Below are 23,331 nucleotides of genomic sequence, written 5' to 3'. Positions count from 1 at the left end.
CCAGCACAGGATCAGCTCTTGAACACCCGCCGTGGGTGAAACTCACCGCCGGCAACTTCGCCAATGGCAACCAGCGCACCGCGCGCAAAAGCGCAGGCATCGCCGGTGGCCACCGGCGCATCGCGGCCGCGCAGGATGATCGAGTTGCCCATTTTGAGCCGGTGCGCCTGATCATCGCTGATATCGATGCGCGGCAGGCTGACAAGCACCTCACCTGCAGGCACCAGAAAGGCATCGAGCCGGGCCAAACGCTCGGCCTCGTCTTCGATCTCTTCGAGCGCGACAAGTTCAGACAGCGGCACCATGGCCGATTCGGCAAAAGGCGCCACCATGGAGCGGCGCAGCGCCGATATATGGCCATAGCAGCCAAGGTCGCGACCGAAGTCGCGCGCAAGCGCCCGCACATAGGTGCCCTTGCCACATTCAACCTCGAACACGGCGTGATCGGCATCCGGGCAGCCCAGAAGGGTTATGCGATGGATCTCGACCTCGCGGGCGGGGATCTCCACCACTTCGCCGCCACGGGCCATGTCGTAGGCGCGTTCACCGGCGATCTTGACGGCGGAAAAAGCCGGCGGCACCTGTTCGATTACACCGGTATAGTCCGGCAGCAGCGCCTCAATGGCGGCACGCTCGGGACGGGTATCGCTTTCAGCCGTGACCTCGCCCTCGAGATCGTCGGTGTTGCGCTGTTGTCCCCAGGCGACAGTGAATTCATAGATCTTGCGGCCATCCATGACATAGGGAACAGTCTTGGTGGCCTCGCCGAGTGCAATCGGCAGCATCCCCGAAGCAAGCGGATCGAGCGTGCCGGCATGGCCGGCCTTGTCAGCCTTGAACAGCCATTTTATTTTCGACACCGCCTCGGTGGAGCCAAAGTCCCACGGCTTATCCAGCACCAACCAGCCGGAAACGGGCCGGCCTTTCTTCTTGCCGCGGCGTCCCATCTCAGGCGTAACCCGGCTTCTTGCGGTAGGTCGCAGCGGTCCTGGCAACGCTGCCTTCAGGCATCGGCTTTGTCGGCCCCTTCTCGCAATCGAGCGCGTAGAACCGCTTGGCAACCAGATAACCTGCGGCGACGGTCGCGCCATTCTCGTTGCTATACTTGTCGCCCAGTTTCTTGACGATCAGCCGTTCGATCCTGCCAAGCGGCGGCTCACCCTGTTCCATGGCATCGAGCAAGGCCGCCTCATTGGCCCGCGCATTGACGATAAGTTCAATGGCGCGCATTTCCGGGTCGGCGTGCGAGATTTCCTTCTTGCCTGCGTAGGGCAATCCGCTTTCGACGATCATCTCGACGATGGAAACGGCATCCTCGCTGTCGGCTGCCCGCATGCAATTTGCATAGAGCGTTGTCCGGGCCTCGGTGGACATGGCAGCAATCTTTTCCGAAGTTATGAGCGTTGCCATCTTATTTTTCACCGTCAGTGTCAGTGTTAAAGTCGGGGTCGAGATCGCGAGCGACCTCGGGTGAGCGCAACAGCGCGTCGATCTTGGAATAATTGTCAAAGCTAGTGTCGTCGCGGAATCTCAGTTCCGGCATATGCTTGAGCTGCCGTATCTGCGGGGTGATGCGACCGCGCAGATAACGCGCATGGCGGTTGAGCGCCTCGATGATAGCAGCATGATCCTGCTGACCCAGCGGCATGACATAGGCGGTGGCGATCCTCAGGTCCGGCGACATGCGCACTTCGGAGACCGAGACCACGGTATTTTCAAGCAGCGGATCGCGCACGTCTCCGCGCTGCAAGACCTGAGTGATGGCCGCACGGACCTGCTCACCGACGCGCAACATGCGCTGCGAAGGGGCCGAGGAACTTGGCTTGGGCATAAGTTTCCAACCGATTTTGCGGGCGCGAATGGCCCGGGCCGCCGTTGACGGACAGGAGCCCGGCGCCAGAAGCGCCGGGCATTGATCCAATCAGAGTGTGCGGGTGACGTGCTCGACGCGGAAGCACTCGATGACGTCGCCTGCGCGAATGTCTTCGTAGTTCTCGAAGGCCATGCCGCATTCCTGGCCGCCATTAACCTCGGCAACTTCATCCTTGAAGCGCTTGAGAGTCTTGAGCTTGCCTTCGTGAATGACAACGTTGTCACGGATCAGGCGGACGCCCGAGCCACGCTCGACCTTGCCTTCGGTAACCCGACAACCGGCAACCTTGCCGACCTTGGTGATGTTGAACACCTCAAGGATCTCGGCATTGCCGAGGAAGGTCTCGCGCCGTTCCGGCGAAAGCATGCCCGACATCGCAGCCTTCACGTCATCCACCAGATCGTAGATGATGTTGTAGTAGCGGATCTCGACGCCATCACGCTCAGCCGCGTCACGAGCCTGCTTGTTGGCACGAACGTTGAAGCCGATGATGGCGGCGCCCGAGGCTTCCGCCAGCGAGATATCGGATTCGGTGATCGCCCCGGCGCCGGAATGAATGATCCGGGCGCGGACTTCGTCGGTTCCGAGCTTTTCGATGGCGCCTGCAATGGCTTCGATCGAGCCCTGAACGTCGCCCTTGACCAGCAGCGGGAATTCCTGGCTGCCGGTATCCTGCAACTGGGTCATCATCTGCTCAAGCGAACCGCGCGAACCGCTCTGGCGGGCTGCCGCCTTGTCGCGGGCGAGCCGCTGACGGTATTCAGCGATTTCGCGGGCACGGCCTTCGTTTTCGACCACTGCAAAGCGGTCACCGGCCTGCGGTGTACCCTGAAGGCCGAGAATTTCGACCGGGAACGCCGGTCCGGCTTCCTTGACCTGTTCGCCGCGGTCATTGACCAGGGCGCGCACACGGCCCCACTGATCGCCGGCCACGAGAATTTCACCGGGCCGAAGCGTACCGGTCTGAACCAGAACGGTGGCAACCGAACCGCGACCGCGATCAAGCTTGGCTTCGATCACCACGCCTTCGGCAGTACGCTCGGGATTGGCCTTTAGGTCGAGCAGTTCGGACTGCAACAGGATGGCATCGAGCAATTTGTCGAGATTGAGATGCTTGGTCGCCGAAACCTCAACATCAAGAACCTCACCGCCCATGCTTTCAACAAACACTTCGTGCTGCAGCAGATCAGTACGGACCTTCTGGGCATCGGCGGACGGCTTGTCGATCTTGTTGATCGCCACGATGATCGGAACTCCGGCCGCCTTGGCGTGATTGATCGATTCAATTGTCTGCGGCATCACGGCGTCATCAGCCGCCACCACCAGAATGGCGATGTCGGTTGCCTGGGCGCCACGGGCACGCATCGCGGTGAAAGCCGCATGGCCCGGGGTGTCGATGAAGGTGATCAGCTGACCGTTTTTCTCAACCTGATAGGCGCCGATATGCTGGGTAATGCCACCGGCCTCACCCGAAACCACATTGGCGTCGCGGATCGCGTCGAGAAGCGAGGTCTTGCCGTGGTCGACATGGCCCATGATGGTGACCACCGGAGGCCGCGAAACCATTTCGCCGCCTTCGTCCTCGACATTGAAAATACCGAGCTCGACATCGGATTCCGACACGCGCCTGACGGTATGACCGAATTCGCCGGCAATGATTTCAGCAAGGTCGGCATCGATGATGTCGCCAGGCTTCATCATCTGACCTTCCTTCATCAGGTACTTGATCACATCGACTGACCGTTCGGACATCCGCTGTGAAAGTTCCTGAATGGTGATGGTTTCCGGCAACTGCACCTCGCGCATGACCTTTTCACGCGGCTCCTGCGCCATCGAGCGGCGCATTTTTTCCTGGCGGCGGCGCATCGCCGAGAGCGAGCGGCCACGAGAATTGCCGTCATCATTGAGCGCAGACGTGAGCGTCAGCTTGCCGCGACGACGGTCTTCCTCGACCTTCGGACGGGTAGGCTTGGGCGTTTCCGGACGCGTAACCTTGGCGCCGGGACGTGCCGGGGCTCCAGTACGCGCAGGCGCTTCGGCCTCATTCTCGCGACGGCGACCGCGGCCGGCATCTTCGGCCGGAGCAGGGGCTGTGGCATCGGCCGGCGCGTTGGCGGCGGCTTCGCGTGCTGCAAGCTCCTGCTGTTCAGCTTCCTTGGCAAGGCGGGCGTCTTCAATGGCCTGGGCCTTGGCGTTCTCGGCTTCCTCGACGGCGCGGCGGGCATCTTCCTCGGCGCGACGAATGGCGTCGGCCTCGGCGCGCTTGCGCTCTTCGACATCGCGGACGCGGCTGTCCTGCAAGGCCCGACGACGGGCTTCCATCTCGCTCGATGACAGCTGATTGAGCACAGCGCCACGCGGCGCCGGAGCCGGCGCTCTCACCGGTGCGGCTGGCCGCGGTGGTGGTGGCGGTGCGGCCACAGGTTTCTCAGCCACCGGCGCAGGCCGTGGCTTGAGGGTTACTGGCGGTACCGTGTTCTCGTCCTCGGGCCGGGTGACGCGACGCTTGCGCGTCTCCACCACCACCGCCTTGGTACGGCCACGGCCCATCTCCTGACGCACCATTCCCTGTTCCACAGAGGGGCGCTTCAGCGAGAAGGTCTTCTTGCCGGTAACACTGATTGTCTTGTCGTCTTTGCTGTCGCTCATTCCGTATCCGTTTCCGCGGAAGTCCTACCGCGCCCGTGCGCAATGGCTTCTTGATCGATAGCCCCCAGGCGTTGAAGCCCGTAGCCCGTTTTCAGTCCGTCCCCGCCTGGGGGTCGTTTCTGTAGCGCGCAAGTGCCTTTGCGCGCTTCATTACACCTTCTCCGGCCTGCCCTGCAAGCGCAGCGGCATGGATAAAAGCGCCGTCGCCGATGGCGCGTGTCAATTCGTCGGCGGAAAACAACCGAAACACCGGTATTTCCTCTTCCTTTTCACCCATCGCCTGCGCCGTATTGGCTTGCCGCAACTTGCGCACGCCATCATCGGCTGCGTCAGTCGCATGCATCAAGGCCAGCGCAGATCCGGACCTCACCGCGGCCTCGACCTTGCCTGATCCGGTGATGAACTGACCCGACTTGCGCGCCATGTTCATCATGCCCAGCAGACTGTCAACGAGCAGCCGCTCGACCATCTCGCCCAGATCGGGATCGACGGTCACTTCGGTCTTCAAGGCCCGGCCAAACAGCTTGCGCTTGATGGCCAGGTCAATCTTCTCGCGTTCCGCGGTCACCCAGCAGCCGCGTCCGGGAAGGACAAGGCGCAGGTCGGGAACAATGTTGCCGTCAGGGCCCGCGACGAAGCGGATCAAACCCTCGGGCTGGTCCCGTTCACGGGTGACGATGCACATTCGGTCGTTCACGGGTTCGATCCTGACCTTGTTCACACCCTTCCCCATGGCGACGCCAGACCTCAGGCGTCCTCGCCGTCCGCCCCGGTCGTTTCCGGCTGATCCGCTTCAGCGGTTTCAGTTGCGTTTTCAACGGCTTCCGCAATGTCTTCAGCAGCGACCGCGACCGCAGCCACTGCGGCTACTTCGCCTTCTGTGGTGCCTTCTTCTTCCGCTTCGGTCTCCTCGACCTCTTCAACCAGCAGCTCGTCCTCGGTAATCCAGCCTACCGCAAGGCGGGCCGCCAGGATCATCGATTCTGCCTCGGGTCGGGTCACATCCAGATTTGAAAACAGCCCCTCAAAGCGCTTGGTCTCGCCATCCTTGCGTTCGGACCAGCCGGTGAGATCGTCGACCGCACAGCCGGCGAAATCCTCGACGGTCTTGATTCCGTCGCCGCCGAGCGCAACCATCATCGCGGTGGTCATGCCGGGAACCGAGCGTAATTCGTCCTCAACTCCCAGTTCCGTGCGCTTGGCGTCAAGTTCAGCCTCGATCTTGTCGAGATACTCGCGGGCACGGGTCTGCAGTTCGCTGGCAGTCTCCTCGTCGAAGCCTTCGATGCCGGTGATTTCGCCGATCTCGACGTAAGCGACTTCCTCGACCTGGCTAAAGCCTTCGGAGGCGAGCACCTGGCCGACCATCTCGTCGACATCAAGCGCCTCCATGAACAGTGCCGTGCGCTCGTTGAATTCCTTCTGGCGGCGCTGGCTTTCCTCTTCCTCGGTGAGGATGTCGATGTCCCAGCCGGTCAGCTGCGAGGCAAGCCGGACGTTCTGGCCGCGACGACCGATGGCCAGCGACAGCTGCTCGTCAGGCACCACGACCTCGATGCGCTCGGCATCCTCATCCAGCACCACCTTGGAAACCTCGGCAGGCTGCAGGGCGTTGACGATGAAGGTGGCCGGCGATGGCGACCAGGGAATGATGTCGATCTTCTCACCCTGCAATTCGCCAACCACAGCCTGCACACGGCTGCCGCGCATACCAACGCAGGCACCGACCGGATCGATCGACGAATCATTGGAGATGACGGCGATCTTGGCACGGCTGCCGGGGTCGCGCGCGACCGAGCGGATCTCGATGATGCCATCGTAGATTTCCGGCACTTCCATGGTGAACAGCTTCACCATGAACTGTGGATGGGTGCGCGATAGGAAGATCTGCGGGCCGCGTTGTTCGCGGCGCACATCGTAGACATAGGCACGGACGCGGTCGCCATAGCGGAAGGCTTCGCGCGGAATGGTCTCGTCGCGGCGGATAATGCCTTCACCACGGCCGAGATCGACAATGACGTTGCCGTATTCGACACGCTTGACTGTGCCATTGACGATTTCGCTGATACGGTCCTTGAACTCGTCGAACTGCCGGTCGCGCTCGGCTTCACGCACCTTCTGGACGATCACCTGCTTGGCAGACTGGGCGGCGATACGGCCAAAATCCATCGGCGGCAGCGGGTCGGCGATGAAATCGCCAAGCTGGGCGTCGGGATTGCGGTCACGCGCCAGCATCAGCGGGATCTGCAGCGAATAATCTTCGGCGTGCTCGACGACTTCAAGCAGACGCTGAAGCCGGATCTCGCCGGTTTTGGCATTGATGTCGGCGCGGATGTTGGATTCCGATCCGTAGCGCGAACGTGCAGCTTTCTGAATCGCGTCCGCCATGGCGGAAATCACGATTTCGCGGTCAATGGACTTCTCGCGCGCGACCGCATCAGCGATCTGAAGAAGCTCAAGCCTGTTTGCACTGACTGCCATGTGTATCTCCATGTGTCGGCTCGCAACTACCGAGCCTGGTCTGGGTTGGGCCCGCGCGGCGGACCAGATCAAAGGCGCCCTGCCGGACGCCGCTAATTCTGCTTCAAACCTGATCGTCCGGCGCCGGCTCCGCGGCCTCTCCGGACGGGTCTTCCTCATTGGCGGCCGCTTTCGCAGCCTTGTCGGCGCGCAGCGACTCGCGAATCAATTCATCGGTGAGCACCAGCTTGGCTTCGGCCAACGCAGAAAACGGGATCACCGCCAGATTGTCTTCGCCATAAGCGGGCTGGTCACGCTCGACCGAAAACCCGGTATCGGTGACATCGCGGATGAAACCACGAAACCGCTTGCGGCCATTGATCAGAACCGACGCGTCGCAGCGGGCAAGATGGCCTTCCCAGCGCTCAAAATCGGACTTGCGCACCAGCGGCCGGTCGATGCCGGGCGACGAGACCTCAAGATGATAGGCCTTTTCCACCGGATCTTCCACATCAAGCACAGGCGAAATCGCACGCGAGGCAGCCTCGCAGTCCTCGACCACCATCGAGCCATCATTGCGTTCGGCCATGATCTGCAGGGTCAGGCCGTTCTGACCCGATAGCCGCACCCGCACCAGACGCATGTCCATGGCCTCGAGCACCGGCTCGATGATCTCGGCAATGCGGGCATCGACACCGGTCTCGGTGACCAGTCTCGGTTCATGGGGCGTTGTGGGTTCGTCGGTCATCGGACAGGTTCCGGCTTCTGGCTTGACTGGTCGACCGGCAACAAAAAAGAGCGGGTCCTCGCGGGCCCACCCTTGCTCGTAACGATCAAGAATTTGAACGTCTTCTAGCCTGTTTTACCCCGGCAGGCAAGGATAATCGCATCGCGAGCATGGCCGGCGCGCGGCGAGACAACCTTTCGGCAGCAGTGCCGTGGATCAGGCCAGTCGCTCGAATTCCAGATAACAGGGGGTGCGCCCCTCGCGAATGGCCTTCGCCTCATAGCGGGTGCCGGGCCAACCCGACCATGGCGCCTGCCAGTCGTCGGCCTTTCTGGCACGCCAGGCAAACTGCGGATGGGCGGCGAGACGGGTCAGTGTCCAGTTGACATAAGTATCGATGTCGGAGGCAAAGCAGAATACGCCGCCTGGCTTCAATACACGGGCGAAACGATCAAGATTTACCGTCGAGACGAAGCGGCGCTTCCAGTGCTTCTTTTTGGGCCAGGGATCAGGATAGAGCAGATCGATGTGATCGAGGCAGGCATCAGGCAGCCAGTCGAGCACCTGGGTGGCGTCATCGTCGTGCAGACGGATATTGGACAAACCTTCGGCGTCAATCGCGGTCAGCAGCTTGGCCATCGAATTGATGAAGGGTTCGACCCCGATGAAGCCGGTATCAGGCGCTTCCTGCGCCCGGTGAAGCAGGTGCTCGCCGCCGCCGAAGCCGATTTCAAGCCGCGTCCGGGTGACGGGCACCGGCCAGAGACTGGCAAGGGACGCAGGCGCCGGAACGCCAAGGTCGAGCCTGAGTGAAGGCAGCAACGCCGCAAGCGCTTCAGCTTGCGGCGTCTTGAGGGTTTTACCCTTGCGGCGGCCGTAGAAAGCCTCTGTGGCACGGCTGCGTCGTGGTGAATTGGTCATACGATGACAGCCTGCAAAACCGCGTTGATATCAGCCCTTGAGGGCTTCTTTCAGCGGCTTGACCAGATCAAGCTTTTCCCACGAGAACGAACCGTCGCGGCCAGCCTTGCGGCCGAAATGGCCATAGGCTGCGGTGCGGGCGTAGATCGGCTTGTTGAGATCGAGATGGGTGCGGATACCCCGGGGGGTGAGGTCCATCACCTTGGGCAACGCCTCTTCAAGAGCAGATTCGGAAACCTTGCCGGTGTCATGGAAGTTGACGTTGATCGACAGCGGTTGCGCCACACCAATGGCGTAGGCGAGCTGGATGGTGCAGCGGTCGGCGAAGCCGGCAGCGACAGCATTCTTGGCCAGATAGCGCGCGGCGTAGGCTGCGGAACGGTCGACCTTGGTGGTGTCCTTGCCCGAGAATGCACCGCCACCATGGGGCGCCGCGCCACCATAGGTATCGACGATGATCTTGCGGCCGGTCAGGCCGGCGTCGCCATCGGGACCGCCGATTTCGAACTTGCCGGTCGGGTTGATGTACCACTTGCAATCAGACGCGATTGCCAGACCATCGAGCGCCTCGCGAATATAGGGCTCGACAACTTCACGCACCTTGGCCGAATCCCAGCTGCCGTCGAGGTGCTGAGTGGACAGCACGATCGAGGTGATTTCCGAGGGCTTGCCGTCGACGTAACGCACAGTCACCTGGCTTTTTGCATCGGGGCCGAGCTTGCCTGCATCGCCTTCGCCCTTGTGGCGGGCGGTTGCGAGCAATTCGAGGATCTTGTGGCTGTAATAGATCGGCGCCGGCATCAGTTCAGGGGTCTCGTTGCAGGCGTAACCGAACATGATGCCCTGGTCGCCGGCGCCTTCCGAACCCTGATGGTCGGAGGCGTTGTCGACGCCCTGGGCGATATGGGCTGACTGAAAATGCAGCAGCACATCGATCTTGGCAGTTTTCCAGTGAAAGCCGTCCTGCTCGTAGCCGATCGACTTGATGGCCCTGCGTGCGGCCGACTTGAACTTGGCCGGGTTGATGACGTCGTCACCGGCCTTGTTCTTCTTGATCAGTGACGGCGGTACCCGGACTTCGCCGGCAATGACAACCCTGTTGGTGGTCGCCAGCGTTTCGCAGGCAACGCGTACGCTCCACGGATCAACACCGCCCTTTTTGGCCTCGCGGTAGACCAAATCTACGATTTCATCCGAAATACGGTCGCACACCTTGTCGGGATGGCCTTCGGACACTGATTCACTGGTGAAAAGAAAAGTCGAGCGTTCCATTACGGGCTCCATCATGTTGGCGTGGTCGAGCCTGTTTAGTGGTAACGCGCTATTCTGACAAGGTCAGAACGACATAACCATATCTTGATATGTCTTAAACTAGTGAATCGCCGCCGGACCTGGGAGGCCGCCCGACGGCGATTCGAATACTACAGCTTGGGCACGATCAGTCTGTCTCGGCTTCCGAACCAAGCGCCTTGACGAGATCAACCAACTTGCGGCGGACCTTCGGATCAACGATCTTGATGAAAGCCCTGTTGAGTTGAAGCCCTTCTGAAGAAGAAAGAAAATCAACGACGTAGTTGGAACTATTGGCTTCGGCCATTCCCGGCTGACTGGTCGCCGGGTCACTCGGTGCGTCTTCGAAAAAGAAACTCACCGGCACGTTGAGAATGGTGGAAATATTCTGCAATCGGCTGGCGCCGACGCGATTCGTTCCCTTCTCGTATTTCTGAATTTGCTGGAAGGTAATCCCCAAAGCTTCGCCAAGTTTTTCCTGACTCATGCCAAGCATTGTGCGGCGGAGCCTGATCCGGCTGCCCACGTGAATGTCGATTGGATTCGGCTTTTTCTTGTTTTCGATCATATACTTGTCCTGACAAGAGCCTGCGACTCTTTGGTTGATTTATCCCGCTTTGATTGCAGCCATTACGCCCGAGATGCACAGGAATGACAGACACCAAACCGACTACGGGAAGTGGGTTGACGGAAACAACTATGCAATTTTAGGGGTTTTCCGTCAATCAGAGCTGTATATTTTACTTCTTCGCGCAACCAACGCGAACAATATCATTGTGGCGATAATCAATCCAAAATTAAATTCTCTGCTTTTTACAGACCAGAATTGACCCTTGCGGGCTGGCAAAGCCACGTCGAGGACGCCAGAATCACCCAACGGCAAACTTGCAATTATGTTGCCAGCAGCATCGGTAGCGGCAGAAATACCGCTGTTTGCCGCCCTGACCATCGGCAAGCGTGTTTCAACGGACCGCAATTGGGCTTGGCGGAGATGCTGATAAGGCCCAGGCGTGAGCCCATACCAGGCGTCATTGGTCAGGTTGAGTAGCAGGTCACCACGGCCGTCCGGCAATTCGGAGAGCTCGGGGAAAATCGCCTCGTAACAGATCAGCGGCACGGCGCCCAAGCCACCTGGCAAGTCCAGCAGGCTGCGGCGCTCGGCGGCCGTGAATCCGCCAAAGGAATCAGCCACCGGCGACAAGCCGAAGCGCCGCAACATCGCTTCGAACGGGAGATACTCACCGAAGGGAACCAGATGGGTCTTGTCGGCAGAGCCGATGATCTGGCCTTCGTCATCAATCGCATAGATGGTGTTGTAATAACGCTCAGGCGCGCCGCCGATGCCATCCTCGCGGCGCACCGCACCCGTCACCAGGGTTTGCCCAACCTGCAGCATATCGGCGATCCGCGACAAGGCGCCGGGGTTCTCGGTCAGCAGGAACGGCAAAGCCGTTTCAGGCCAAATGATGTGGGTCGGCCGCAGTTGACCTTCGCGTGGTGCCAGGGCGCTCAGGCTCAGCAACCGCGAAAAGATCCGCTCACGCTCGGACGCATCCCATTTGGCCGACTGATCAATCGCTGGCTGGACGATGCGGATAATCGCTTCTTGAGGGGCTGCCTGGTCACCGCCCAGGCGTTGGAGCGACCACCAGCCATAACCCGCATGGGCCAAAAACAGCAATAACGCCAGAAGGATACCCGGCACCGCCGCACGCTTGGTGCCAATCAATGCGGGGGCAGAAAAGACAAACACTGTGAGCGCGGAAATACCATAAAGCCCAACAATTTCGGCGGACTGCATCAGTATCGGCGCCGGCATTGCAGCGTAGCCGATGGCGTTCCAGGGAAAACCGGTCAGGGCAAAGCTGCGCACCCATTCGGCCAGACCGAAGGCGGCCGACAGGGCGGCAATGCGGCCAAGCCCGTCCGACCACATCAGCCGCGCCACGGCGGTGGCCAGACCATAAAAGATCGCCAGCAACGCCGGCAACCCCAACACGGCCAACGGCAAGGCCCAGGCGAAACTGTCGGCCTCAACCAGAAGCGCATTGCCGAGCCACCAGAGGCCGGCCACGAAATAGCCCAGACCAAACCACCAGCCGGTAGCAAAGGCCGGACGCAGGCGGCCGAGCACGCCCGCATCAGCGGGCCCGCTGGCGCCATCGAGCAGCCAGACCAGAATCGGGAAGGAGACGAACAACACGGCAAAGAAATTGAAGGGTGGCAGCGCCAGCACAGAGATCGCGCCAGCGAACAGCGCCAGCGCAATGCGCCTTGCGCCCCAGCTCAACATGATTGATTCAGCGATCCGTTCCACGTTCACGCATCTCCCCGCCGTTATCCGCCGGTATGGCCGTAGCCTTGCTTGCCGCGCGAATCAGCCGCCGCATCCTTTCAAAAAACCGCTTCCCTGTCCGGCATCGTTCGCGGCTTTTTTTAAGGAACCGCGTGCATTACGCTCAATCTTGCGGCGCCTTGCGGGGAAGCCGCGCTGCCCGGCCATCAGAAATCCACTTAACCGGCGCGACAGATGTGTGCCGCGTCAGATCCCCGTGCCCAATGCGATGCCCGCGAACCGTCAGGCGCCCCAATTCACGCGACACCTGCGTCATCGGAATCAATCGCCTTTTTGTTGGGATGAGCTTCACCCCGACCTGGCCGCCGGCGTTCTGGGGTGCGGCGTTTACGGATGATGCGAACGCGCTTGACCCTACGCGGGTCGGCGTCGGTAACGTGGAATTCGAATCCGGGCAGACCCTGAACCACCTCTCCGCGCACCGGCACACGACCAAGCTCGGAGAAGATCAGGCCACCGATGGTGTCTACTTCCTCGCTCTGCTCGCGAATGTCGAAATCGGGTCCAATTTCCTTGGCAAGATCATCGAGCTCGGCCTTGGCGTCGACAATCCAGACATCTTCGCCAGTCTTGCTGATCAGCGTTTCGTCCTCGTCATCATGTTCATCGGCGATGTCGCCGACCACCATTTCGACGATGTCCTCGAGCGAAACGAGACCGTCGGTGCCGCCATATTCGTCGATCACCAACGCCATTTGAATGCGGTTGGCCTGCATCCGCTGCATCAGATCCGATGCCAGCATCGAGGCCGGCACGAATAGCACCTTGCGGGTGATGCCTGATTCCTGCAGCGTCTTGGTCAGGTCGACCCGGGAGAGGTCAATACCGTTGAGGGAGGTGCGCTTTTGCATCACTGCCGGGCTCTTGGCAGTGGATTTGCGCTTGGTGCGGCCCTGCTTGGTGATCCAGGCGAGCAGGTCGCGGATGTGAATCATGCCGCGCGGGTCATCGAGATTTTCGGCGTAAACAGGCATCCGCGACCGGCCTGATTCATCAAAGATTTCGAGCAGTCGACCCAGCGTTGTAGCCTGGTCCACCGCCTCGACATCGGCACGTGGAACCATCACGTCCTCGACGCGGACCTCGCGCAGACGCAAGATGTTTTGCAGCATGGCACGTTCATCGGGCGAGAACGCAGAATGCAGATCTCCGCCCGACAACAACGCATCGGTCAGGTCCTCGCGGAGTGACTCGCGATCGGAAGGGGGAAGAGCGCGCGCACAAGTCTATGCCAAAGGCCCATGCCGTTGCGCTCATCGGGCACTTGCGGCACGGGCACGGGTAGGTAACTGTCGGCATCTTCGTTCGATGAAGCGCTCGTGGCGCCTTGTGCGTCGTCGCCGGTCGTCGCCGGGGCATTGCTGTCTGTCATCGTCTCTTTATGGTCAAACCGGCTCAGTGTCGCCGTAGGGGTCAGATAGGTTAAGCGAAGTCAAAATGCGAGTCTCGATTGCTTCCATTTTCTCCGCATCGTCATTTTCGATGTGATCATAGCCGAAAAGATGAAGAAAACCGTGCACAACAAGATGGGTAATGTGGTCATCGACCGGTATGTCGAGCTCGCCAGCTTCGCGCTCGATGGTCTGGCGCGCCAGAATGATGTCGCCCAGCATTGGCCCCGGCTGTCCGCCGGGGACCAGCGGAAAGGCCGGAAACGACAGGACATTGGTGGGCTTTGACTGAGCGCGCCACTGGGCGTTGATTTCGGCCATCATCGCGTCATCGGCAAGAACCAGCGATACTTCAGGCGGCTCGACCGGGAACGGCTGGCCCTCGCGCTCGACAAGATCCTTGGCGGCGGCTTCAAGCGCAGTCAGCGCCAATGCCTCGATATGGTCGGGATCGCCCCACGCGCCCGCCTCAAGGGCAAGCGCCAGGCTGACCGCAGGCGCGCCTGACGGACCCGGACTCACCGGTCGCTGTCAGGTTTGGGGTGGTCGCGCCGGCCATAGGCCTCGACGATCCGCTGCACCAGCGGATGACGGACAACATCCACTTCGCGAAAGCGGCAGGTGACAACTCCGTCGACGCCCTCGAGATAATCCAGCGCCTCGACCAGCCCCGACGTGACGCCGCGCGGCAAGTCAACCTGGCTCGGATCACCGGTGACAATCATCCGCGAATTCTCGCCCAGACGGGTGAGAAACATCTTCATCTGCATTTGCGTGGTGTTTTGCGCCTCATCAAGGATGACGGCGGCATTGGCGAGCGTACGGCCACGCATGAAGGCCAGCGGAGCGATCTCGATGACTCCGGCAGTAATTGCGCGCTCGACCTTGTCGCCGGGCATCATGTCGTAGAGCGCATCGTAAAGCGGTCGCAGATAGGGATCGACCTTCTCTTTCATATCGCCGGGCAGGAAACCGAGGCGTTCGCCAGCCTCAACCGCCGGACGCGACAGAATAATTCGCTCGACCGACCCGCGTTCCAGCATCTGCGCGGCATAGGCGACAGCCAGATAGGTCTTGCCGGTGCCTGCCGGGCCGACGCCGAACACCAGCTCTGCGCGCTCCATCGCCCGCATATAGGCGTCCTGGGTCGGCGTGCGCGCCATTACGGTCTTCTTGCGGGTGGAAATCTGTGCCAGCGCCAGCTTGCCTTTGCGTTCAAGTGTCGGCAACACCAGCTGGTCGTCGGCGGCCAGTGCCATGCGAATGGCGCCCTCGACGTCGGAGCTGTCGAGATTGGCGCCCTTGAGCAAGCGGTCATAGAGGTGGTCGAGCGCGCGGCGGGCCTGATTGGTGGCCATCTCTTCGCCGCGCAGCGTCACGGTGTTGCCACGCGAACGGGCATCGACCTTCAGCTTTTGCTCGATCAGCGCCAGGTTCTGGTCGAACTGGCCAAACAGCTCGCTGGCGAGCCGGTTATTTTCAAAAGTAAGCGCAAGATGGGTCGTATCAGACGCGCCTGACGCAGGCGCCTCGGCTTTTGCCGGAGACAGGTGCTCAGCTGCCAAACGATCTTGCTCCCTTATTGCCCGGATTCAGCATTCCACGCGTTCCGCGAAAAGACTGCTCGAGTCGGTTTCTGTGATTCGCACTGAAACAATGTCACCGATTTTGCCGGCCTTTGCATCAACTATTACCGGTTGCAGCCACGGTGATCGGCCAACAATCTGGTGAGTGTTGCGTCCGGGTTTCTCCAGCAGAAGATCGACGGTCTTGCCCATGCACTGGCGACCGAAGGCGCGGGTCTGTTCGCTGAGCAGCGCCTGCAGCCGCGCCAGCCGTTCGGTCTTGACCGCTTCGGCGACCTGATCTTCCATCCCGGCGCCGGGCGTGCCGGGGCGGATCGAATATTTAAACGAGAACGCGGCGGCGTAGTTGACCTCGCGGATCAGATCCATGGTGTTCTCGAAATCGGCGTCGGTTTCACCGGGAAATCCAACGATGAAATCGCCTGAAAGGGCAATATCGGGGCGTGCGGCGCGGATCCGCTCGACCAGCCGGACATACTCATCGGCAGTATGGCGACGATTCATCGCCTTGAGAATGGCATCGGACCCCGACTGCACCGGCAGATGCAGATAGGGCATCAATTCGGGCAGATCGCGGTGGGCGGCGATCAGCGAATCGTCCATGTCGCGCGGGTGGCTGGTGGTGTAGCGAATGCGCACCAGGCCGTCGATTTCAGCGAGACGCCGCACCAGTTCGCCCAGACCCCATTCACGGCCGTCGGCGCCTTTGCCGTGCCAGGCATTGACGTTCTGGCCGAGCAGGGTGATTTCGCGAACCCCGGCATCGACCAGCCGCTGGGCCTCCTGAACGATCCGGTCAACCGGCCGGGAAACTTCCGCGCCGCGGGTATAGGGCACCACACAGAAGGTGCAGAACTTGTCGCAGCCTTCCTGAACGGTAAGGAAGGCGGCAACGCCGCGGGCGCGGATGGCCCGGGCCGAGGTGTTGGGCAGACCGTCGAACTTGTCTTCGGCAGGGAAATCGGTTTCCACCACGCGCTCACCCTGGCGGGCCTTGGCCAGCGCCTGCGGCAGCCGGTGATAGGTCTGCGGGCCAATGACAACATCGACCACAGGGGCACGGCGGATAATCTCCTGCCCCTCGGCCTGGGCGACACAGCCGGCGACGGCAACCATCAGGTCACCGCCCTCGGCGTTGCGCTGCTTTTTCAATTTGGCCAGACGGCCGAGCTGGGAATAGACCTTTTCAGCGGCCTTTTCGCGGATATGGCAAGTGTTGATGAGGATCAGGTCGGCGGCCTCGACCGTATCGACAGCCTGATAACCATCACCTGTCAGCGCGTCGCCCATGCGCTCGCTGTCATAGACGTTCATCTGGCAGCCATAGGTCTTGATGAAGACCTTGCGGGTGTTCGTCCTGGGCTCTGCGCCAGCCAGGATGGCGGATTCTGCTGTGGGGGGCACGTTTGTCATGGGGGGCTTTTAGACCTTATTGCACGGCTTGAAAATGGCCAATCAACGCGTGATTCTGCCACGCAAGGCAGCGGCGAGGCCGGCGCGCACGCGGGCCTCCATCAGGCGGGCGGTGGTTTTGCGATCTGTGCTCGCATCGAAGGCAACCGGATCGCCAAACACCACATCGACCTCCATCGCCCCCTGCCTGAGCACGCCGAGCAGATGCGGGCCGAGTGCGACATCCCCGGGCCAGGCGGCCAGTGGGCGATGGTAACGCCCCATAGCCACACCATGAATCCCGACATAGGCAATCGACACCGGCTGAATGTAGACCATCCCGCCTGGCGCATGGGCAAGGGCTGCACTGGCGGCGCCAAACAGCGAGGATTTGAACGGAAGCACCCGGTTGCCGTCCGAGGTGGTTCCTTCGGCAAACAGCACCACGATCTCGCCTGCCACAAGTCGGCTGGAGACATCGGAAATCTGCGCACCGGTCTTGCGGCGTTCCGCGCGTTCGATAAACACCGAGCGCTGCAGCCGCGCCAGCCAGCCGAACACCGGCCAGTCGCGTACCTCGGATTTGGCGATGAAAACCACATCGGCGACCGATCCGAGCACCAGGATGTCCTTCCAGGACGCATGATTGGAAACCAGCAGCAGCGGTCTTTCAGCTGCCAGGGCACCATGGGTGGAAACCTTGAGTCCCATCACCCTGCACATCACCCGGTGCCACCAGCGTGGCAACCTGCGCATTAGCGAAAGGCCCAGGCCGATCGCCATCAGTTGCACCGGCAGCAGGGACAACGTCAGCAACACGAAGGCGAGCAGGACGAAGCCTATGCGCAACGTCGCGATCATGGCCGAGGCAGAAACGGGAAATAGTGGCCGGCATTCACCATGGCGATGGCTTCACCGCTCGTCGCCCTTGAGCGGGACGCCGTAGAGCTCAAGCCGGTGGTCAACCAGGCGAAAGCCGTGTTCGCGGGCGACCCGCTCCTGCAGGGCTTCGATTTCCGGCGAATGAAATTCGATCACCTGACCAGTGCGCAGATCGATGAGATGGTCGTGGTGCTCTTCCGGTACAGTCTCGTACCGCGAGCGGCCGTCACGAAAATCATGGCGCTCGATGATGCCGATATCTTCAAACAGCTTGACCGTGCGGTAAACGGTGGACATCGAGATGCGCTGATCGACCAGCACGGCGCGCCGGTGCAATTCCTCGACGTCAGGATGGTCATCGGCGCCGTCGAGCACACGGGCAATGATGCGACGCTGTTCGGTCATGCGCATGCCGCGCTCGACGCAGCGGTCTTCTAGGGATCTTTGTTCGTCCATAACCTGCCCCGCCGGTCACAAGCGTGAGGAGTGCCGCCGCCATTCAAACAGGCGGCTTGTTGGGGGACTAACGAAGATCGTGGCGCATGACAAGCGCCGTCGTGCGCTGAGCCCCCTCCTGCGCATAATAGGCGCGGCGCTCTCCTACCTTGGCAAAATCCAGCTTGCGGTATAATTCAAGCGCGGCAAGGTTGGTTTCGTCGACTTCCAGGAATATTTCCTCGGCATCGCGCCGCACCGCCTCCTGCATGGCGCTGCGCATCAACCGCCAGCCCAGCCCCGAGCGCCGGTATTTGGGAGAAATGCCGATCGACAGGATTTCGGCCTCACCCGCAGCTTCGCGGCCGAGCACAAATCCGGCCGCCGCATCGCGGGCGCGGCCTTCCGGACAGGCGAGAAACCCGAACACGGCCGGTTGCGAAATCAGACTTTCAAACTCGCCATCGCCCCAGCCATGTGCAAAAGCCTCACCGTGAATCCGCGACATGGTGTGCGCGTCCTTTCGTTCGGCGGCCAGAATCAAATATTCGGGGGAGCGGGAGAACAGGCTTAACACCATCGGCTAGACAACCTCGTGCGGCAGCGCAAAGCCGGTCTGCGGCTTGGCGTCGGCGTCGCGCAGATACCGCGGCTCGGGCGGATTGCTCCGGGGGTCAAGGTGGGAGGCGAGCCGCGCCACATCGGCGATCGCCGGCGCGGAACTGTCGCCAATCACCCGTGAAGCCAGCGAGGCATCTTCAGCGGCCAGAAGCGCGGCGCCGCTGCCCAGCAGCCAGACGCCGGTCCGTGCGGCTTCGACTGCAGCCTCATCCGGGGTCCATTCGGCAGCCGAACTGGTAATCTGGCCATCGGCGCCCGCAATCAGCGCCCAGACGCGGTCGCGGCGGGCGTCGAGTACGGCCATAACCGGCGCGGTTTTGGCGCGGGCGGCCGGAATGGCGATGGCTTCGAGCGAGCCGACGCCGACCACCGGGACGGCGTTGGCGAGCGCAAGCCCGCGGACGAAGGCAACGCCGACACGGATACCGGCAAACGAGCCGGGGCCAATGGTGACGCCAAGCCGTTCAACCTGAGAAAGCGTAACGCCAGCGTCATCAAGAACCGTCTGGAGGATGGCCGGAAGCTGCTCGGCATGACCGCGCCCGATCTCCGGGCTGGCTTCGGCGACCACACGATTTTCCCCACCCTGATAGAGAGCGACGGAACAAAACCTTGCCGAACAGTCGATTGCGAGCGTGAGCACGTGACATCCATTGCATCGCGCCGCGCGAGAACCGCGCGGCGTCACCGTGTCATGCTTTTAGAAGCAGCAGAAGCTGGGGTAAAGAGCTTGCAGGATCAGAGGACGGCTTCCACTTCGCGCACTTCCGGCACGAAATGCTTGAGCAGGTTCTGAATGCCGTGCTTGAGCGTGGCTGTCGAGGACGGGCAGCCGGCGCAGGCGCCCTTCATGTGCAAGAACACCTTGCCATCGCGGAAACCGCGGAAGGTGATGTCACCGCCATCCTGGGCGACGGCCGGGCGGACCCGGGTTTCGAGCAATTCCTTGATGGTGGCGACAATGGTCTCGTCGCCAGCTTCGAAGAATTCCTCGCCGGTATCCTCGGCGGCGTCATTGCCGGTCGACAGAATCGGCGCGCCAGACATGAAATGCTCCATGATGGTGCCGAGAACAGCCGGCTTTATATGCTGCCAATCGGGCCCATCCTTGGTGATGGTGACGAAATCATAGCCGTAGAAAACCCCGGTTACGCCGGGAATTTCAAACAGCTTGGCGGCCAGCGGCGAGACCTTGCCGGCCTCGTCAGCGTCGCGGAAATCGGCGGTGCCGCTGTCCAGAACCACCTTGCCGGGCAGAAACTTCAGGGTCGCGGGGTTGGGCGTGGATTCGGTCTGAATGAACATTTTCGGGTCTCCCGCCCGACACCATGCCGAGCCAGTTTAGAATTCTTCAAAACAAGATAAGCCTCGTCGGGCCGCGGATCAAGGGTAGATATTGCCTGACGTGTGCCACGAGCAGCGGAAATTTTCTAACTCAGGGCGTCGATCTCGTCATCGGAGAGCGCATCTGGAATAACGGTTACCGGAATCGGGAACGCGGCCCCCCGCCCGGCAATCGACGCCACCAGCGGGCCGGGTCCATCCTTGGCCGACCCGGCAGCGAGCACCAGAATGGCGATATCCTGATCTTCCTCGATGACGGCGTGGATTTCCTCGGTGGTCTTGCCCTGCCGAATCACAGTTTCCGGATCAATCCCGATTATCTGGCGCAATTTCTCGCTGGCCTTGGCCAGTGTCGCCTCGGCCAGTTCCATTGCTTCGGCGCGCATGATTTCCTCAACCCCGAGCCAATGCTGGAAATCGCCGGGTTGGATCACATAGACCAGCACCAGCCCACCGCCGGAATTATAGGCTCTCATCCCGGCGTAACGCATCGCGCGTTCGCATTCGGGCGTGTCGTCGATCACGGCCAGGAATTTGCGCCTGTGGCCAGCTTCGCGTGAGCGTCTACGTGATACCATTGCGCGACCATGCCATTACAGACCTGTTGACGGCAAGACCGTTTTTAGGGCGGTTAGACAAAACCGATAATCTCGCGGACATCGGCCATGGTCTTCTCTGCAATCGCATTGGCGCGCTGCGAGCCATCCTTGAGGATTGCGTCGATATGGCTCGGGTCCGCCATCAACCGTTGCATCTCGGTGGTGATCGGTTCGAGCACGCTGACAGCAAGGTCGGCCAAAGCCGGCTTGAAGGCGGCGAATTGCTGGCCGCCATACTCGTCGATGACATCCTGGCGGCTGCGGTCACTTAGCGCCGCGTAGATGCCTACCAGGTTTTCGGCTTCCGGACGACCCTTGAGCTCGTCGAGTGTATCAGGCAGCGGCGCCGGGTCGGTCTTGGCCTTGCGGATTTTCTTGGCGATGGTATCGGCGTCGTCGGTGAGGTTGATGCGCGACAAATCGGACGGCTCCGATTTCGACATTTTCCTTGTGCCGTCGCGCAGGCTCATGACCCGCGGTGCCGGGCCCTCGATCAGCGGTTCGGTCATCGGGAAGAAGCCCGACACCTTTTCCTCGCCGACCATCATCTCGACGCCGAGCCCGGCTGCCTCGATGCGCTTGGAAAAATCATTGTTGAATTTCTGGGCAATGTCGCGGGTCAGCTCGAGATGCTGCTTCTGGTCGTCGCCGACAGGCACATGGGTGGCGCGGTAAAGCAGGATGTCGGCGGCCATCAGGCTCGGATAGGCCAAGAGTCCGAGCGAGGCGTTTTCGCGATCCTTGCCGGCCTTGTCCTTGAACTGGGTCATCCGGTTCATCCAGCCGATGCGGGCGACGCAATTGAAGATCCAGGCGAGTTCCGCATGGCCGGAAACGGCGGACTGGTTGAAGACGATGTGCTTGACCGGATCGATGCCGGAGGCAATGAAGGCGGCGGCGATCGAGCGGGTCTGTCCCTTGAGATCGTCATGAACCAGCTGCGCCGTGATCGAGTGCATGTCGACCACGCAGAAAATACAGTCATGCTCGTCCTGGAGCGTCACGAACTTGCGGATGGCGCCGAGATAATTGCCCAGATGCAGATTGCCGGTGGGCTGGACGCCGGAAAACACCTGCGGTTTGAAAGTGGCGGTCATGACATGCTCCTGACGGGCTTGTGGAGGGCCCGGATACCTCGTTGAAATCGGGCGGGGTTATGCGGGCGGGAAGCGCCTGCGTCAAGAGCGGCGCCAGCAGTCGGAGCTGCGGCAACCAACAGATAAGATAGTGCTCAGGAGCGTTTGCGACGTCTGAACAGCCGCGCGAACTCGGCCCGGTCGAGTGCGCCGGTGAGGAAGGCAAAGCTGAAATAGACCGCGGCACCCGCCACCACCGTCAGCAGCACCGAGCCGAGCCGAACCAGCAGCGTCGCATCGAGCAACAGATGCGGGAAGTTTTCGCCGATCCACCATAGAACCGCCCCCATCAGTGCCGAACCGACCAGAATCAGCGCCACCCGGCGGATGGTCAGCGGGGATGGCCGGAACAGGTCACGCGCAAGCAGCCGCTGCCCAAGATAGAGCGCCTGCAGCCAGCCGGCGAGACTGGTGGCGATGGCGATTCCGGTGACGCCGAGACGGGGAAACAGGATCAGGCTTCCGGCAATGTTGATGACCACCGAGACCATCGAGGCCAGAAGCGGTGTGCGCATGTCCTCGCGGGCATAGAAGGCCGGCGTGAAGATCTTGCTCAGCACGAATGACGGAAGGCCAATGGCAAACGCGGCAAGCACGCTCGCCGTGAGTACCGTGGTCTCGCGGGTAAAGGCGCCACGTTCGAACACCAGAGCGATGAAGGGTTGCGGCAGCAATGCCAAACCGACAGCAGCGGGGACGGTGATCGCCAGACCGAATTCGAGGCTGCGGTTTTGCAGATGCTGGGCTTCGCGGGTATCGCCGGCACCGAGCGCACGCGACAATTCGGGCAGCAGCACGACGCCGATGGCAATACCGATGACGCCAAGCGGCAGTTGATTGAGACGGTCGGCATAGTTGATGACGGCGATGGCGCCATCCTGGGCCGAGGCGATTATCTGGCCCACCAGCAGATTGATCTGGGTAATGCCGCCGGTTACCGCCGCCGGCAGCGCCAGCCACAACAGCCGCTTGACGGCGGGGGTCAGACGCGGCCGCACCGGAGCAAGGGTGAAGCCTTCGCGGCGCAGAGCCCAAACCAGCAGACCGAGCTGAAGCGCACCCGAAATGGTTACCGACCAGCCCAGAACCTCGCCGATATTGGCCTGCGACAGTGCGAGGTAGCCCGACATGATCAACCCCGAGACGAGCACGATGTTGAGCAGCACCGGGGCAAGGGCTGCGAGAAAATAGCGGCGCAGCGAATTGAGGATGCCGGCCATCATGGCGACCAGGCTCATGGCCGCCAGATAGGGAAACATGATCCGCGTCAACAGCACGGTGAGATCGAATTTGGCCGGATCATCGGCAAATCTCGGCGCGATCACGGTGGCAACCAGAAACGGCATGAAGATCATCGCCAGCGCACTGAGCACCACAAGCGACAGCACCAGCACGGCCAGTACCTGTTCGGCGAATTTCCTGGCCGCCAGCGGCCCGCCAGCTTCGATCTCCCGGGCAAACAGTGGCACGAAGGCCGCATTGAAGGCGCCCTCGGCAAACAGCCGGCGAAACAGGTTGGGAAAACGGAAGGCTGCATAAAACGCGTCAGCCACCGGCCCCGCACCGAGAAACGAGGCGATCATTGCCTCGCGCACGAAGCCGAGCACGCGGCTTGCCATGGTGGCGCCGCCAACGCTTGCAAATTTCTTGATCAGACTCATGCGAACGA

General features: G+C 61.3%; 22 protein-coding genes and 1 pseudogene. All 23 read right to left on the bottom strand.

Translation table 11 applies throughout. From position 1 onward, the window contains the following. Positions 1-11: 11 nt before the first annotated feature. Complete coding sequence (gene truB, locus OEG84_RS17605; RefSeq protein WP_267654946.1) at positions 12-947, bottom strand: tRNA pseudouridine(55) synthase TruB; 936 nt, start codon at positions 945-947, stop codon at positions 12-14. Position 948: 1 nt separating this feature from the next. After that, positions 949-1,410: a hypothetical protein gene (locus tag OEG84_RS17600; protein ID WP_267654945.1), complete on the bottom strand. Its 462-nt coding sequence runs from the start codon at positions 1,408-1,410 to the stop codon at positions 949-951. A gap of 1 nt (position 1,411) precedes the next feature. Then, a complete protein-coding gene (gene rbfA / locus OEG84_RS17595; RefSeq protein WP_267654944.1) occupies positions 1,412-1,831 on the bottom strand; it encodes a 30S ribosome-binding factor RbfA in 420 nt (139 codons plus the stop codon). A 90-nt stretch (positions 1,832-1,921) separates the two neighbouring features. Next, entirely contained in the window at positions 1,922-4,522 is a 2,601-nt protein-coding gene (gene infB, locus OEG84_RS17590) for a translation initiation factor IF-2 (RefSeq protein WP_267654943.1), read from the bottom strand. Positions 4,523-4,613: 91 nt separating this feature from the next. Further along, positions 4,614-5,255 carry an RNA-binding protein gene (locus OEG84_RS17585; protein WP_267654942.1) on the bottom strand — a complete coding sequence of 214 codons (642 nt, stop codon included), beginning with the start codon at positions 5,253-5,255 and terminating at the stop codon, positions 4,614-4,616. Positions 5,256-5,269: 14 nt separating this feature from the next. Continuing rightward, positions 5,270-7,003 (bottom strand): transcription termination factor NusA, encoded by a 1,734-nt coding sequence (gene nusA, locus OEG84_RS17580; protein ID WP_267654941.1) that lies wholly within the window; start codon positions 7,001-7,003, stop codon positions 5,270-5,272. A 103-nt stretch (positions 7,004-7,106) separates the two neighbouring features. Beyond that, positions 7,107-7,730, bottom strand: coding sequence for a ribosome maturation factor RimP (gene rimP / locus OEG84_RS17575; RefSeq protein ID WP_267654940.1), 624 nt, complete (start codon positions 7,728-7,730; stop codon positions 7,107-7,109). Between the two features lie 195 nt (positions 7,731-7,925). Next, positions 7,926-8,630 carry a tRNA (guanosine(46)-N7)-methyltransferase TrmB gene (gene trmB / locus OEG84_RS17570; RefSeq protein WP_267654939.1) on the bottom strand — a complete coding sequence of 235 codons (705 nt, stop codon included), beginning with the start codon at positions 8,628-8,630 and terminating at the stop codon, positions 7,926-7,928. A gap of 30 nt (positions 8,631-8,660) precedes the next feature. After that, positions 8,661-9,902, bottom strand: a complete 1,242-nt coding sequence (gene metK, locus OEG84_RS17565; RefSeq protein WP_267654938.1) for a methionine adenosyltransferase — start codon at positions 9,900-9,902, stop codon at positions 8,661-8,663. 166 nt (positions 9,903-10,068) lie between these two features. Further along, positions 10,069-10,488, bottom strand: coding sequence for a helix-turn-helix domain-containing protein (locus OEG84_RS17560; RefSeq protein WP_267654937.1), 420 nt, complete (start codon positions 10,486-10,488; stop codon positions 10,069-10,071). A 153-nt stretch (positions 10,489-10,641) separates the two neighbouring features. Continuing rightward, positions 10,642-12,237 (bottom strand): apolipoprotein N-acyltransferase, encoded by a 1,596-nt coding sequence (gene lnt, locus OEG84_RS17555; protein ID WP_324288221.1) that lies wholly within the window; start codon positions 12,235-12,237, stop codon positions 10,642-10,644. Positions 12,238-12,512: 275 nt separating this feature from the next. Beyond that, positions 12,513-13,648, bottom strand: a pseudogene (locus OEG84_RS17550) (hemolysin family protein). Positions 13,649-13,661: 13 nt separating this feature from the next. Beyond that, positions 13,662-14,189, bottom strand: coding sequence for an rRNA maturation RNase YbeY (gene ybeY / locus OEG84_RS17545; RefSeq protein ID WP_267654935.1), 528 nt, complete (start codon positions 14,187-14,189; stop codon positions 13,662-13,664). After that, positions 14,186-15,217, bottom strand: coding sequence for a PhoH family protein (locus tag OEG84_RS17540; RefSeq protein WP_425602925.1), 1,032 nt, complete (start codon positions 15,215-15,217; stop codon positions 14,186-14,188). Before OEG84_RS17540 ends, ybeY begins: the two co-directional genes overlap by 4 nt. 42 nt (positions 15,218-15,259) lie before the next feature. After that, positions 15,260-16,666 (bottom strand): tRNA (N6-isopentenyl adenosine(37)-C2)-methylthiotransferase MiaB, encoded by a 1,407-nt coding sequence (gene miaB / locus OEG84_RS17535; protein WP_267654933.1) that lies wholly within the window; start codon positions 16,664-16,666, stop codon positions 15,260-15,262. Positions 16,667-16,708: 42 nt separating this feature from the next. After that, positions 16,709-17,506: a lyso-ornithine lipid O-acyltransferase gene (gene olsA, locus OEG84_RS17530; protein WP_267654932.1), complete on the bottom strand. Its 798-nt coding sequence runs from the start codon at positions 17,504-17,506 to the stop codon at positions 16,709-16,711. 51 nt (positions 17,507-17,557) lie between these two features. Beyond that, positions 17,558-17,983, bottom strand: a complete 426-nt coding sequence (locus tag OEG84_RS17525) for a Fur family transcriptional regulator (protein WP_267654931.1) — start codon at positions 17,981-17,983, stop codon at positions 17,558-17,560. A gap of 67 nt (positions 17,984-18,050) precedes the next feature. Beyond that, positions 18,051-18,542 (bottom strand): GNAT family N-acetyltransferase, encoded by a 492-nt coding sequence (locus OEG84_RS17520; protein WP_267654930.1) that lies wholly within the window; start codon positions 18,540-18,542, stop codon positions 18,051-18,053. A 3-nt stretch (positions 18,543-18,545) separates the two neighbouring features. Continuing rightward, complete coding sequence (gene tsaB / locus OEG84_RS17515) at positions 18,546-19,226, bottom strand: tRNA (adenosine(37)-N6)-threonylcarbamoyltransferase complex dimerization subunit type 1 TsaB (RefSeq protein WP_267654929.1); 681 nt, start codon at positions 19,224-19,226, stop codon at positions 18,546-18,548. Positions 19,227-19,321: 95 nt separating this feature from the next. Then, entirely contained in the window at positions 19,322-19,888 is a 567-nt protein-coding gene (locus OEG84_RS17510; protein WP_267654928.1) for a NifU family protein, read from the bottom strand. A 125-nt stretch (positions 19,889-20,013) separates the two neighbouring features. Further along, positions 20,014-20,505 (bottom strand): universal stress protein, encoded by a 492-nt coding sequence (locus OEG84_RS17505; protein ID WP_267654927.1) that lies wholly within the window; start codon positions 20,503-20,505, stop codon positions 20,014-20,016. 53 nt (positions 20,506-20,558) lie between these two features. After that, a complete protein-coding gene (gene trpS / locus OEG84_RS17500) occupies positions 20,559-21,623 on the bottom strand; it encodes a tryptophan--tRNA ligase (protein ID WP_267654926.1) in 1,065 nt (354 codons plus the stop codon). Positions 21,624-21,757: 134 nt separating this feature from the next. Further along, the gene (murJ, locus tag OEG84_RS25395; RefSeq protein WP_324288264.1) at positions 21,758-23,323 is read right to left on the bottom strand and encodes a murein biosynthesis integral membrane protein MurJ; all 1,566 of its coding nucleotides are present in this window, start codon (positions 23,321-23,323) and stop codon (positions 21,758-21,760) included. Positions 23,324-23,331: the final 8 nt, after the last annotated feature.

The organism is Hoeflea algicola (assembly GCF_026619415.1).
GTDB classification, from domain to species: Bacteria; Pseudomonadota; Alphaproteobacteria; order Rhizobiales; family Rhizobiaceae; genus Hoeflea; species Hoeflea algicola.
The sequence above is the reverse complement of the archived record's forward strand: the minus strand, read 5'-3'. Positions and strand labels throughout refer to the sequence as shown.